General features: G+C 61.2%; 10 protein-coding genes. All 10 read left to right on the top strand.

The features are described from left to right. Positions 1–136: 136 nt before the first annotated feature. The 10 genes from ABIB36_RS11790 to secA all read left to right on the top strand — a co-directional run bounded on the left by ABIB36_RS11790 (position 137) and on the right by secA (position 14,334). Complete coding sequence (locus ABIB36_RS11790) at positions 137–1,648, top strand: amino acid permease (protein ID WP_354559377.1); 1,512 nt, start codon at positions 137–139, stop codon at positions 1,646–1,648. A gap of 123 nt (positions 1,649–1,771) precedes the next feature. After that, positions 1,772–2,974 carry an alkane 1-monooxygenase gene (locus ABIB36_RS11785; protein ID WP_354559378.1) on the top strand — a complete coding sequence of 401 codons (1,203 nt, stop codon included), beginning with the start codon at positions 1,772–1,774 and terminating at the stop codon, positions 2,972–2,974. Between the two features lie 65 nt (positions 2,975–3,039). Then, positions 3,040–4,560 (top strand): adenosylhomocysteinase, encoded by a 1,521-nt coding sequence (ahcY, locus tag ABIB36_RS11780; RefSeq protein WP_354559379.1) that lies wholly within the window; start codon positions 3,040–3,042, stop codon positions 4,558–4,560. Between the two features lie 16 nt (positions 4,561–4,576). After that, positions 4,577–5,242: a dTMP kinase gene (locus ABIB36_RS11775; RefSeq protein ID WP_354559380.1), complete on the top strand. Its 666-nt coding sequence runs from the start codon at positions 4,577–4,579 to the stop codon at positions 5,240–5,242. A gap of 4 nt (positions 5,243–5,246) precedes the next feature. Beyond that, positions 5,247–5,924 carry an MtrAB system response regulator MtrA gene (mtrA, locus tag ABIB36_RS11770; RefSeq protein WP_084346856.1) on the top strand — a complete coding sequence of 226 codons (678 nt, stop codon included), beginning with the start codon at positions 5,247–5,249 and terminating at the stop codon, positions 5,922–5,924. Then, the gene (mtrB, locus tag ABIB36_RS11765; RefSeq protein ID WP_354559381.1) at positions 5,921–7,675 is read left to right on the top strand and encodes an MtrAB system histidine kinase MtrB; all 1,755 of its coding nucleotides are present in this window, start codon (positions 5,921–5,923) and stop codon (positions 7,673–7,675) included. Before mtrA ends, mtrB begins: the two co-directional genes overlap by 4 nt. After that, complete coding sequence (gene lpqB, locus ABIB36_RS11760) at positions 7,669–9,444, top strand: MtrAB system accessory lipoprotein LpqB (protein ID WP_502950153.1); 1,776 nt, start codon at positions 7,669–7,671, stop codon at positions 9,442–9,444. The genes mtrB and lpqB overlap by 7 nt, the downstream gene beginning before the upstream one ends. 53 nt (positions 9,445–9,497) lie before the next feature. Next, entirely contained in the window at positions 9,498–10,238 is a 741-nt protein-coding gene (locus ABIB36_RS11755; protein WP_354559382.1) for a ComF family protein, read from the top strand. Positions 10,239–10,460: 222 nt separating this feature from the next. Further along, positions 10,461–11,129: a ribosome hibernation-promoting factor, HPF/YfiA family gene (hpf, locus tag ABIB36_RS11750; RefSeq protein ID WP_084346858.1), complete on the top strand. Its 669-nt coding sequence runs from the start codon at positions 10,461–10,463 to the stop codon at positions 11,127–11,129. Positions 11,130–11,451: 322 nt separating this feature from the next. Beyond that, a complete protein-coding gene (gene secA / locus ABIB36_RS11745) occupies positions 11,452–14,334 on the top strand; it encodes a preprotein translocase subunit SecA (RefSeq protein ID WP_502944876.1) in 2,883 nt (960 codons plus the stop codon). The last annotated feature ends 21 nt before the right edge of the window (positions 14,335–14,355 follow it).

The raw sequence follows: 14,355 nt of genomic DNA, 5'->3' as shown, positions 1-14,355 counted from the left end.
TTTCGCCCGATGCTGGAACCCTCCGTGCAAGAGCTCCATTCCCTAGGGTGTCAGAGCAGAGGCTCCAAGTGGCGTGTGAACAACTCGCAAGCCGAATACCGTCAGTGACCCGATCTCGACAGGTGGAACACACGCGATGACCGAAGATCGGCCGAAGAAGGCTCTGCGAACGACAGGCCTGTTCAGGACCAAGTCCGTAGAGCAGTCCATGAAGGACACCGACGAGCCGGACACCAAACTTCGGAAGGATCTCACTTCGTGGGACCTCACCGTGTTCGGCGTGGCTGTCGTCATCGGGGCCGGAATCTTCACGCTCACCGCGCGCACAGCAGGAAACGTTGCCGGTCCCTCGGTGTCGTTGGCATTTCTTCTAGCTGCAGTCGCGTGTGGGCTGGCCGCGCTCTGCTATGCAGAGTTCGCCTCGACCGTCCCGGTGGCGGGAAGTGCATACACCTTTTCGTACGCGACCTTCGGCGAGTTCGTCGCATGGATCATCGGGTGGGACCTGATCCTCGAGTTCGCGCTGGCGTCATCGGTGGTAGCGAAGGGGTGGTCGCTGTATCTCGGTGAGGTCATCGGGTCGGCATCGCCGATCGTGAAGATCGGTTCGCTCGATTTCGACTGGGGTGCGTTGGTGATCGTCCTCATCATCACGGTCCTACTTGTCAGCGGTACCAAGTTGTCGTCTCGGGTGTCGTTGGTGGTCACCGCGATCAAGGTCGCTGTCGTGTTGCTCGTGGTCGTTGTCGGCGCGTTCTACATCAAATCGGAGAACTACTCTCCCTACATTCCTCCATCCCAGGGTGGCTCCGCCGAAGAGGGCATTCACCAGTCGCTGTTGTCCTTCGTCACGGGCGCGGGGAGTAGCACCTTCGGGTGGTACGGGTTGCTGGCCGCTGCCAGCCTCGTCTTCTTCGCCTTCATCGGGTTCGACGTGGTCGCCACGACTGCGGAGGAAACCAAGAATCCACAGAAGGCTTTGCCTCGTGGAATTCTCGGGTCTCTTGCCATCGTGACGGTCCTCTACGTCGCCGTGACGCTCGTGCTGACCGGGATGGTGAACTACACCGAACTCGCTGGTGACGACTCCACGCTCGCGACGGCATTCGCACTCAACGGCCTCGATTGGGCAAAGAACGTCATTTCGTTCGGCGCACTGGCCGGACTGACGACGGTAGTCATGGTCTTGATGCTCGGGCAGACTCGAGTGCTGTTCGCCATGTCGCGTGACGGTCTCGTCCCACATTCATTGGCACATACGGGCTCGAGGGGCACCCCGGTACGAATCACGCTTCTCGTCGGCGGCGTGGTGTCGGTTCTCGCCGCATTCTTTCCGATCGGCACCCTCGAAGAGATGGTGAACATCGGCACACTGTTCGCTTTCGTCCTCGTGTCGATCGGCGTGGTTGTGCTCCGGCGGACGCGTCCGGACCTTCCTCGCGGATTCAAGGTTCCACTGATGCCGCTGATTCCGATTCTGGCGGTGGCCTCGTGCGTGTGGCTGATGGTCAATCTCTCGGTCGAGACGTGGATCAGGTTCGTCGTCTGGATGGCAATCGGCGTCGTAATCTACTTCGCCTACAGCCGGAAGAACGCAGACAAGACGATCCGTGCGCGCGCAGCGGCCAACGAACGCGACTCGAAATAGCGCGCCAGCGCGCTCGAATAGCCACTTTACGGGGCAGTAGGTATGTTATAGGCTCCTCGAACCAACTTCGGGTCGAGCTTCAGGGGGTGTGGGTTGAGCCAGGTCGGTCGTAACTGTGCGGTTGTGGACGAGGTCTCCGGTGCGCATCCTGCCATCGCAAAAAGCCGGCGAGGCTACAAGCGGTACCTCTGGTTGCTCGGTCTCCTCGCACCCGCTTCGGCTTTGCTGCCTTCGCAACTGGTCCTGTGGACCGGTATGCCGATATTTTGGTGGAGCGGTTTGATGGTCTTCTTCGTGATCATCCCGGTCCTCGACAAGGTGGCAGGTGAGGACGGCGACAATCCGTCCGATACAGACGTCTCGTCGATGCAGGAAGACAAGTTCTATCGATGGTGCACCTATGCGTTCCTGCCCATTCAGTTCTTCACCTTGCTGGTCGCGTGCTGGATGTGGGCTTTCGGAGATTTGACGATCATCGACAGGATCGGTCTGGCCGTCACGGTCGGCCTCGTCGCCGGAACTGGGATCAATGCGGCACACGAGTTGGGCCACCGGGTCGAACAACACGAACGTTGGCTTGCCAAAGTTGCCTTGACGCAGACCTTCTACGGGCATTTTTTCGTCGAGCACAACCGGGGACATCACGTCAGAGTGGCAACGCCCGATGATCCAGCCAGTTCACGGCTCGGGGAGAATCTGTGGACCTTCCTGCCTCGCAGTGTGGTCCTTGGGTTGATATCGGCGTGGCATCTGGAAACGCAGAGGTTGGCTCGCGAGAGCATCCGACCCTGGAGTATCCGAAACAATCTTCTGCATTCATGGTTGATGAGTGCGGTGCTGTTTTCGCTGCTGGCACTGATATTCGGGCCTGCAATTCTGCCGTACCTCGTGCTGCAGGCGGTCGTCGGTTTCTTGTTGTTGGAAACAGTCAATTATGTCGAGCACTACGGATTGCTTCGGGAAAAGAACGCTCGGGGGCGTTACGTCAGGTGCTCACCACGGCACAGCTGGAACAGTGACCGATTGTGCACGAATATCTTTCTCTATCACCTGCAGCGGCACAGTGATCATCACGCCAATCCGTCCAAGCGCTATCAGGTTCTTCGTACCTGCGACGAGGCACCACAGTTGCCGGCCGGATACGCAACGATGGTGATGATGGCGGCGTTCCCACCGCTGTGGCGTCGGGTCATGGACCCGCGAGTGATTGCGCACTACGACGGTGACGTGAGCAGAGCAAACATCCTTCCCCGTAAGCGCGAAACGATTCTTCGGACATACACAGTGCCCGGATGCGCAACGGCCCGGATGACCAAAAGCAGGTAGCGCGAACCCCCGGCGCGCAGACCCGATAGCCTGAATGAGAACTTCACGCAATCAGGAGAGGCAAGATGACCACCTCAGTAACGCCGGATGATCGTTCGGCCACAGGATCGGCACTCACCGCGGACAACCTCGGTGGAATCGACTTCAAGGTCGCAGACCTGTCGCTGGCGGAGTTCGGCCGTAAGGAGATCCGCCTCGCCGAGCACGAAATGCCCGGTCTGATCGCACTCCGTCGCGAATATTCCGACGTGTTGCCTCTCAAGGGCGCTCGAGTATCGGGATCGCTCCACATGACCGTGCAGACTGCCGTGCTGATCGAAACCCTGGTCGCCCTCGGCGCCGAGGTTCGCTGGGCGTCGTGCAACATCTTCTCCACCCAGGATCATGCGGCCGCGGCCGTCGTGGTCGGACCGTACGGGAGTGTCGAAGAGCCCAAGGGTGTTCCGGTCTTCGCATGGAAGGGCGAGACCCTCGAGGACTACTGGTGGGCCGCTGAGCAGATGCTGACGTGGCCGGCAGCCGCTGACGGGACCCCGCAGCCCCCCAACATGATTCTCGACGACGGCGGCGACGCGACGATGCTCGTGCTTCGTGGCGCTCAGTTCGAGAAGGCCGGCGTCGTTCCCCCCACCGACGAAGACCATGATTCGGACGAGTACCAGGTGTTCCTCGGCCTGTTGCGCCGTTCGCTCGAAGAGTCGAAGACCAAGTGGAGCGAGATCGCAGCGTCGGTCAAGGGCGTCACGGAAGAGACGACCACCGGAGTACTGCGGCTCTACCAGTTCGCTGCGGCCGGTGAATTGACCTTCCCGGCGATCAACGTCAACGACTCGGTCACCAAGAGCAAGTTCGACAACAAGTATGGCACTCGTCACTCGTTGATCGACGGAATCAACCGTGGTACCGACGTTCTCATCGGTGGTAAAGCGGTTCTGGTCTGTGGCTACGGCGACGTCGGTAAGGGCTGCGCCGAAGCATTGAAGGGCCAGGGTGCTCGCGTCACGGTCACCGAAGCCGATCCGATCAATGCGCTCCAGGCACTCATGGACGGGTTCGACGTGCGAACCGTCGAGGAGTTCATCGAGAAGGCGGACATCGTGATCACCTCGACGGGCAACCTCGGCATCATCACGTTCGCGCACATGCAGCGGATGAAGCACCAGACGATTCTGGGTAACATCGGCCACTTCGACAACGAGATCGACATGGCCGGTCTCGAGCGCGCGAAGGACGTCACGCGGATCAACATCAAGCCGCAGGTCGACGAGTTCCAGTTCGCCGATGGCCATTCGATCATCGTTCTGTCGGAAGGCAGACTGCTGAACCTGGGCAATGCCACGGGTCATCCGTCGTTCGTGATGAGCAACAGTTTCTCCAACCAGGTCATCGCGCAGATCGAACTGTGGACCAAGCCGAGCGAGTACGACAACGAGGTGTACCGCCTGCCGAAGCACCTCGACGAGAAGGTTGCTCGCATCCACGTAGAGGCACTCGGTGGCACGATCACCAAGCTCACCAAGGAGCAGGCCGAATACATCAATGTCGATGTCGAGGGCCCGTACAAGCCCGAGCATTACCGCTACTGATCCGGACGCGGTAGCAGTGGGAAAATTGCTGGTGATCGAGGGAGTCGACGGGGCGGGCAAGAACACCCTGGCCCGTCGGCTCGTCTCGGCGTGGGAGCGCGAGGGCCGCGAGGTCGCTCGCGTCGGGTTCCCACGGTACGGATTGTCGATTCATGCCGATCTCGCTGCCGAGGCGTTGCGCGGTGAGCACGGTGATACCGCTGAGAGTGTGCACGCGATGGCTTTGCTGTTCGCCCTGGATCGACGGGATGCGGCAGAGGTGATCCGAAAGCTGCTCTCGCACAACGATATCGTTCTGTTGGATCGATATGTTGCCTCGAATGCCGCATACACTGCCGCACGGCTCGAAGAGCAGGCCGACGGCGCTGGGGTCGAATGGATTCGAGCTCTCGAATTCGAGCGATTCGGGGTGCCGATTCCTGATGTGCAGATCCTGTTGGACGTCCCCGTCGAGCTCGCTGCCGAACGTGCTGCGGCACGTGAGGAAGAGGATTCGACTCGCGTCCGAGATTCCTACGAGCGTGACTCCTCGCTTCAAAGCAGGACTTCGGCGGCCTATGGCGGGTTGGCCGCCGCGAACTGGGTGTCACCGTGGGAGGTGATCGACGGCGACGTCGATCCGACCCAACTCGCCGCGCACCTGGTCAATGAGACATCTGACGGCATGAAAGTGACACCATAGGAACATGAAGCCCCGGATTCTTGTAGTCGACGACGATTCGGCTCTGGCCGAAATGCTCACCATCGTCCTTCGTGGCGAGGGTTTCGAGCCTTTCGTCGTCGGTGACGGCACTCAAGCTCTGGCCGCGGTTCGCGAGAACCGACCCGATCTGGTGTTGCTGGATTTGATGCTTCCAGGAATGAACGGCATCGACGTGTGCCGAGTTCTACGTGCGGATTCGGGAGTGCCGATCGTGATGTTGACGGCAAAAACCGACACTGTCGACGTCGTTCTCGGCCTCGAGTCCGGCGCGGACGACTACATCATGAAGCCGTTCAAGCCGAAGGAACTGGTCGCTCGTGTTCGGGCGCGATTGCGTCGCACCGAGGACGAGCCGGCCGAATTGTTGTCCATTGCCGACATCGTGATCGACGTCCCCGCCCACAAGGTGAGCAGGGGGGACGAGCTCGTGTCCTTGACCCCGCTCGAGTTCGATCTTCTGGTGGCGCTTGCTCGTAAACCGCGGCAGGTATTCACTCGTGAGGTGCTTCTGGAACAGGTGTGGGGCTACCGCCATGCCGCTGACACACGTCTGGTCAATGTTCACGTTCAGCGCCTGCGTGCGAAGGTCGAGAAGGACGCCGAGAACCCAGAAGTCGTTCTGACCGTGAGAGGGGTCGGCTACAAAGCCGGACCGCCGTGATCCGATTGTCCCACTCTCGGCGGCGAATCAACGGAACGTTCTCGCCGCTGTTGCGCTGGTTGCGTTCGCTCAGTACTGCGCTCGGTCATGCCTGGCGCCGTTCGCTTCAGCTGCGCGTGGTGGTCTCGACTCTGACGTTGTCGCTGGTCGTCATCACCATCCTCGGGGTCGTTCTGACCAGTCAGATCACCGATCGTCTGCTGGAGGCGAAGATCACCGCCGCCACCGAGGAACTCGATCGTTCACGTACCACTGTCGAAGGGTCGCTGGCCGGAGCCGACGACTCGAGCGGGCTGAGCACCCGTCTCGAGCGCGCGCGTGCACAATTGACCAGCCGCGACGTCGATGCCGGACAGGCTTCCGGGTCCGCGGGCACCTTCGACCCGGTGCTGATCGTCGAAGGCGACGGTGTCCGCAGCGACGCCTCCGTCGGTCCCGTCGATCACATTCCCGCGAGTTTGCGTGAGTTCGTGAAGCAGGGGTTGATCAGCTATCAGTACGCAACGGTCTCCGATAACGAGGGTGGATACTCCGGGCCTGCATTGATCATGGGTTCACCCACCGGATCCGATATCGCCGGGCTCGAGCTGTATCTGGTGTTTCCACTCGGGAGTGAGGACCGAACACTCTCACTCGTCCGCGGAACGCTCCTCATCGGTGCGGTCGTGCTCTTGGTCCTACTTGCAGCGATATCGATGCTCGTCGCCAGGCAAGTGGTGCTACCGATTCGCTCGGCCTCACGTATCGCTGTTCGATTCGCCGATGGACGACTCAAGGAGCGCATGCCGGTGCGCGGCGAGGACGACATGGCGCGGCTTGCCATGTCGTTCAACGAGATGGCGGAAAGCCTGTCCAAACAGATCACTCAGCTCGAAGAGTTCGGAAATCTGCAGCGGCGTTTCACTTCCGATGTGAGCCACGAGCTTCGAACCCCGCTGACGACGGTGCGCATGGCCGCTGATCTGATCCACGATGGCAGTGCAGATCTCGATCCGGCCTTGAGGAGATCCTCTGAGTTGTTGGTAAACGAGCTGGACAGGTTCGAGACGCTACTCGGTGATTTGCTCGAGATCAGCCGCCACGACGCGGGTGTCGCCGAACTGGCCGCGGAACAACTCGATCTACGGATGTGCGCGCGAGCGGCAGTGTCCACGGTGCGGCACTTGGCACGAGAGACTGGCACCGAGGTGATAGTGGATATGCCCGATACTGCCGTCATCGCAGAAGTCGACCCGCGTCGTGTCGAGCGAATACTGCGAAACCTGCTGGCCAATGCTCTCGATCACGGCGAAGGGAAGCCTGTTCTCCTGCGGCTCCGAGCCAATGCGGACGCTGCGGCATTTGTCGTCCGAGATCAGGGAGTGGGGCTACGTCCCGGTGAGGAGAAGCTCGTTTTCAATCGCTTCTGGCGTTCGGATCCCTCTCGCGTGCGCAGATCGGGCGGGACCGGTCTCGGACTTGCCATCAGCGTCGAGGATGCACGGTTGCACGACGGGAAGCTCGAGGCTTGGGGGGCTGTGGGTGAAGGCGCATGCTTCCGGTTGACGTTGCCACTCGTGCGAGGACACAAAGTGATCGGAAGTCCATTGCCCCTGAAGCCGAGTACTCGGCGTTACTCACAGGGCCAGCCGCTACCCTCGTCGACCTCGCGGACCGATACGCCGCCGACGCCGGATGCGGAGCACTCGGAGTTGACGCCTGCAGTGGCCAGCGAGTCGACGGCCCCTTCGAACCCTTCGGAGTCATCGTGATCCGGCGTTGTTCGGCGACCGTTGCTGCTGTGCTGGTCGTCCTCCTGTCGCTCGCAGGATGCGCGAGCCTGCCCGAATCGTCGACCCCACAGGCAATCGGTTCGATCACGGGAGGAGCGGCGTCGACTACACCGCCACCGCCGGCGGAAGGACGTGAGCCCGATCTGCTCGTCCGCGACTTCCTCGTGGCGAGCGCGAATTCGGCGAACCGCCATCAAGCTGCACGGCAATATCTGACACGCGATGCCTCCAGTACCTGGGACGACGGGGCCAAAACCGTCGTAGCGGACAGAATCGACCTGTTGTCCGGCCCTCGCACTTCGGACGAATCGGAGTACACGATTCGATCGAATACCGTGGGTGTCCTCGCGTCGGGTGGTGACTATCAGGCCGGTGCAGGCTCGGTGGACTCGACGATTCGGATGGTCAAGGTCGACGGGGAGTGGCGCATCGACGAGCTTCCTCCTGGCGTCTTGATCGATCGCTCGCAGTTCTTCAATGCCTACCAACGCCAGTCGTTGTTCTTCGTCGATCCGCTCGGTGCGGCGTTGGTTCCCGATGTGCGGTGGCTCACCGGTTCTCCTGATCAACTGGCCAACCAGCTCGTGCAATTGCTGATCGACGGGCCGAAACAGACGTTGGCGCCTGCGGTGTCGAACGAATTGTCGAACGATGTCGGCGTTCGTGGGCCGATTACCAAGGCCGATGGTCGAACAACACAGGTCGGCGTCGGTCCGGGCGGAGTGAAAATCGATTTCGGCGGACTGCAGTCGATGGATACGAAGAATCGTGAGCTACTTGCTGCCCAGGTGATCTGGACGTTGGCATCGGCGGATATATCCGGTCCGTACGTCCTGCTCGCCGACGGACAACCTCTCGACGACGACAAGCAGGACGGGTGGACGACCGCAGATGTCGGTTCTCTCGATCCGTTGGGGACATCCGAGACTGCAGTGGGCCTACACGCGTTGGTCGCCGGGCAACTGATGTCGGTCGAGGATTACGGTGCCGTTCCCGTTCCAGGATATTTCGGCACCGTCAACAACCTGCGTAGCGTCGCGCTGTCGAACGACGGAACGCTGGTGGCCGGTGTCGCAGACACCGGCCGCCCGGTGCCCGAGCCGTCCTCGACATTGATGATCGGCGGGTACGACAGTGGTGCCTTCCCGGTGGCGGAGGGACAGTCGATCACCAGACCTTCCTGGGGTGCCGACAACAACGCGGCCTGGGCTGTCATCGACGGTACGAATGTGATTCGCGCAGCACGGGATCCAGCGACGGGGCAGGTGTCGGTGGTTCCGGTGGATGCCACCGCCGTCACTGCGCTCGGTGTGAGGATCACCGACCTACGGCTATCACGCGACGGTGTCCGGGCGGCCATGATCGTCGACGGGTTGGTGTATGTCGCGTCGGTGGTGCGCAAGGCGAACGGCTCGTACTCCCTGATGTCTCCCAAGGCGGTGGCGAACGGTCTCGGCAGCGACGCTCTGGCGTTGGACTGGAGCACCGGTGATGCCATCGTCATCGTGCGTATCGCGACCGATGTGCCGGTAGTGCAGGTTACAACCGACGGTTCGCGCCTCGACGCGCTTCCGAGCCGGAACCTGACAACTCCGGTGCTCTCTGTCGACGCGTCGCCGACGAACGAGTACGTCGCGGATTCGCGAGCAGTATTTCAGCTGAACAATGGTGATCCTGCCGGTGACCGCTACTGGCGTGAAGTAGCCGGACTGGCAGGAGTGAAAGCGACACCGATCCTGCCAGGCTGAGCGCTGTATCCGGCAGGAAAAAAGTGTCGTACCCGGATGCTGTGATTCGCCGTATGAACGCAACTGTTCGGACGTTGCTCGACCTGGCACTTCCTCGAGAGTGTGGGGGCTGCGGTGCTGTGGGAACCCTGTGGTGTCCTCGGTGCGAGGACACGGTGTGTTCCGCCGTCGAGCGGGTATCGCCTCGTTCCGACCCAGGAGTGCCGTGCTGGGCGCTCGGGCCGTACTCCGGGGCCCGCCGAAGCGCGGTTCTCGAGCTGAAGGAACGGAACCGGCACGATGTGGCGGTCCCGCTCGGACGGGCCCTTGCCCACGCGGTCGGGCAACTTCGAATACTCGGTGAGATCGATCCGCCCGAGCTTTCTCGTCTGGTGCTCGTGCCTGCGCCCACTCGAGCGCGTGCGGCGCGAGTGCGAGGTGGCGATCATGTAGAGCGTTGTGTCAGAGCGACCGCGGCCGAGCTAGGGCAAGAAGTCGTGCGGATACCGTCGGTATTACGGATGCGCAGGGGCGTGCGAGATTCGGTCGGGCTCAGTGCGTCCGAGCGGCAGGCGAATGTGGCGGGTCGCATCGAGTTGGCACTCTCGCGCAGCGCAACATCTGCAGGTCGTCGACATCGCGGACGCACCGAAGTCGGCGATGTCGCTGCGCGCGTGGGAATTCCGCGTGAGAGAACTGTCCTTCTCGTCGACGACGTACTCACCACCGGTGCGACGGCGACCGAATCAGTAAGTGTCCTAAAGAATTCGGGAGTGCGTGTCGATGGGGTGTTGGTAGTTGCAGCAGTTCGGTAGGGGGCCTCGGCAGTGCGCTCCGGACACGCAGACGTACCAATTTCGAGTGAAGAGTGGCACACGAGCGGATGACAGACTAACGTCGCGGACATGACCTCGATATGTTTTTCGGGGTCTCGTAGTGGAGGTGATGCAGCCGCACGTGATGCCGGTTGGTTCCCCATTCGGCATGAACATTTGCCGCACTGCGAAAAGCGGTGCAGCCTATATCGGGAGGTACGAGTGACGACCCCTTCACAAGCTTCTGTTTTCTTCGACGAGAAGCCTTCGGACGAGTCCACCAAGACCAGTGCCGACGTTGTGGTCAAGGGCCGCAACGTCGAGATCCCAGACCACTTCCGGGTGTACGTCTCCGAAAAACTGGCCCGACTCGAGCGCTTCGACCCTTCCATCTACCTTTTCGACGTCGAACTGCAGCACGAGCGCAACCGTCGACAAGCCAAAGCATGTCAGCGCGTGGAAATCACCGCAAAGGGCAAAGGCCCGGTTGTTCGAGCAGAAGCTACTGCCGACAGCTTCTATGCGGCGCTCGAGTCCGTCACATCGAAACTGGAAGCGCGTCTTCGTCGGACCAAGGATCGCCGCAAGGTCCATTACGGTGACAAGACTCCGGTATCGGTCGCCGAGGCTACGGCGGAGTTGGCTGAGGACGACAGTCTGGCACTGAACCCGGATATCAAGCTGGATTCGTTCGAGGACGAGGCTACGGGGCCCGGACAGATCGTCCGAACCAAAGTTCACTCCGCTGCACCGATGAGCGTGGACGACGCTCTCTACGAGATGGAATTGGTCGGTCACGACTTCTACCTCTTCCATGACAGCGTCTCCGACCGCCCGTCCGTCGTGTATCGACGGCACGCATTCGACTACGGCCTGATCAGACTCACCTGATCTGGCCTACGCACTAGGTCCGACGTGCATTTCGAGTTACGTCAGTGGGCCCGACCTGGGGTTCGACCCCAGGTCGGGTCCACCGACGTGTGGTGGGCCTACAAAGCACTCAGCATCAGCGCCTACCATGGACGCGTCGGTCCGCTGCTGGCATGAGACTTTCTTGTGAGTGCAGCGCAACCGGCGCTGCCGTAACGCCCCGCTACGACGTATATGACCAGTCGATATCTTGTTAGCCGATATCCGTAACCGAGGATCGAGGACGAGAAAGCCCGTGCCTTCGCTGTCGTTTTCCAAGCTGCTCCGTGTTGGTGAAGGTCGCATGGTCAAGCGGCTCAAGAACATCGCAGACCATGTGTCCACCCTGTCTCCGGACGTCGAGCGGCTGTCCGACGCCGAACTGCATGGCAAGACCGCAGAGTTCAAGAATCGATTCGCGTCCGGTGAATCGCTGGACGAGCTGCTGCCCGAGGCTTTCGCCGTCGCCAGAGAAGCGTCGTCCAGAGTGCTGTCGCAGCGCCATTTCGACGTCCAGGTGATGGGCGGAGCAGCTCTGCATTTCGGGAACATCGCCGAGATGAAGACAGGCGAGGGCAAAACCCTCACCTGTGTTCTGCCTGCATATCTCAATGCGATCTCCGGTAACGGAGTGCACGTGGTGACGGTCAACGACTACCTGGCCAGGCGAGATTCGGAGTGGATGGGCCGAGTCCACCGCTTCCTCGGCCTCGAGGTCGACGTCATTCTCTCGGGAATGACTCCTACCGAGCGACGTGCGGCCTATTCGGCCGACATCACCTACGGAACGAACAACGAATTCGGCTTCGACTACCTCCGCGACAACATGACGCACTCCCTCGACGATCTGGTGCAGCGGGGTCATAACTTCGCGGTCGTCGACGAGGTCGATTCGATCCTCATCGACGAGGCGCGCACGCCGCTGATCATCTCGGGTCCGGCTGACGCTTCGTCCAAGTGGTACGGGGAGTTCGCCCGAATCGTGCCGATGATGAAGATCGACGTGCACTACGAGGTCGACATCCGTAAGCGGACCATCGGTGTCCACGAGGCGGGCGTCGAATTCGTCGAGGACCAGCTCGGCATCGACAATCTGTACGAAGCCGCGAATTCGCCGCTGGTGAACTACCTCAACAACGCGATCAAGGCGAAAGAGCTCTACACCAAGGACAAGGACTACATCGTCCGCGACGGCGAGGTCATCATCGTCGATGAGTTCACCGGTCGCATCCTGGTGGGGCGTCGATACAACGAGGGCATGCACCAGGCCATCGAGGCGAAGGAAAAGGTCGAGATCAAGGCCGAGAATCAGACTCTCGCCACGATCACGCTGCAGAACTATTTCCGGCTGTACGACACTCTGTCCGGCATGACCGGTACTGCCCAGACCGAAGCGGCTGAGCTTCATCAGATCTACGGGTTGGGAGTAATTCCGATCCCGACCAACCGGCCGATGGTTCGCGTCGACAACGGCGACCTCATCTACAAGACCGAAGAGGCGAAGTTCGATGCGGTGGTGGCCGACGTCGTCGCACGACATTCCAAAGGACAGCCGGTTCTGATCGGAACGACGAGTGTCGAACGCTCGGAATACTTGTCCAAGCAGTTCACCAAGCAAGGCGTAGTGCACAGCGTCCTCAACGCTAAGTTCCACGAGCAGGAAGCCACCATCGTGGCCGAGGCCGGCATGCTCGGTGCGGTCACCGTGGCGACCAACATGGCAGGACGTGGCACCGACGTCGTTCTGGGTGGTAACCCGGACATCATCACCGATCTGCAGCTGCGTAAGCAGGGTCTGGACCCAGTGGAGACGCCCGACGCATATCAAGATGCGTGGGAGCTTGCCCTGGAGACCGTGAAGGCCCAGGTGAAAGCCGACGCGGCGACGGTACGCGATGCCGGCGGACTGTACGTCCTCGGTACCGAGCGGCACGACTCGCGCCGGATCGACAACCAGCTTCGTGGTCGTTCCGGTCGTCAGGGTGACCCAGGGGAGTCCCGCTTCTATCTGTCACTCGGTGACGAGTTGATGCGTCGATTCAACGGTGGCGCACTCGAATCGATCATGACTCGTCTGAACCTGCCCGATGACGTGCCGATCGAGGCCAAAATGGTCTCCAAGGCCATCAAGAGTGCGCAGACGCAGGTCGAGCAGCAGAACTTCGAGATCCGCAAGAACGTTCTCAAGTACGACGAGGTCATGAACCAGCAGCGCACCGTCATCTACGAGGAGCGGCGCCGCATCCTCGAGGGCGCTGACATGGAAGGCCAGGTCGAGGGGATGATCACCGATGTGATCACCGCCTACGTCACCGGGGCTACTGCTGACGGGTACGTCGAGGATTGGGATCTCGAGCAGTTGTGGACGGCATTGAAGACCTTGTATCCGGTTGGTCTGGACTACAAGGAGCTCTCGCAGGAGAACGAGTTCGGCGAAAAGGGCGATCTGAGCCGCGAGGAACTTCTCGAGGCATTGCTCGCCGACGCTCGGGCCGCGTACGCGACGCGTGAGAAGAACATCGAGGAGATCGCGGGCGAGAACGGAATGCGTGAGCTGGAGCGTCGGGTGCTGCTCTCGGTGCTCGATCGAAAGTGGCGTGAGCACCTCTACGAGATGGACTACCTCAAGGAAGGCATCGGCCTGCGCGCGATGGCGCAGCGCGATCCTCTGGTGGAGTACCAGCGCGAGGGGTACGACATGTTCCAGGGAATGCTGGAGGGGTTGAAAGAGGAATCCGTCGGGTTCTTGTTCAACCTGCAGGTCGAGGCGACCCCCGCCCCCGCAGGTCCTGCGGTAGGGGCAGGCTTGGCCGTCGCGCCGGGTCTGGCGTCTCCGATCGGTACTGCCGGTGCGTCGATGCAGAAGTCGACGGCTGCCCAGAAGACACCGATTCAGAATCCGCTGCCGACACAGGACCACCTCGCACAGCCGGCGCAAGGTGCGGCACCGAGCGCCCTACGCGCGAAGGGCCTCGACGAGCGCCCCAGCGGGAGGTTGACGTTCTCCGGTCCGGACGAAGACGGCGGTACCGAGGTACGGCGTTCGGGTGGCGGATCCGGTCAACGCGGGTCAGCGACCGAAGGAACCCCGATCACCCCTGAGGGGACGCGCCGAGAGCGACGCGAGGCAGCCCGCGAGCAGTCGAAGACCTCCAGCAAGTCCGGTAGGTCCAAGAAGAAGCGTTGAGGGCCTGCCATCGTTCCGGTA

The sequence above is a fragment of the Rhodococcus sp. UYP9 genome (assembly GCF_040547235.1).
Classification (GTDB): domain Bacteria; phylum Actinomycetota; class Actinomycetes; order Mycobacteriales; family Mycobacteriaceae; genus Rhodococcoides.
The sequence above is the reverse complement of the archived record's forward strand: the minus strand, read 5'-3'. Positions and strand labels throughout refer to the sequence as shown.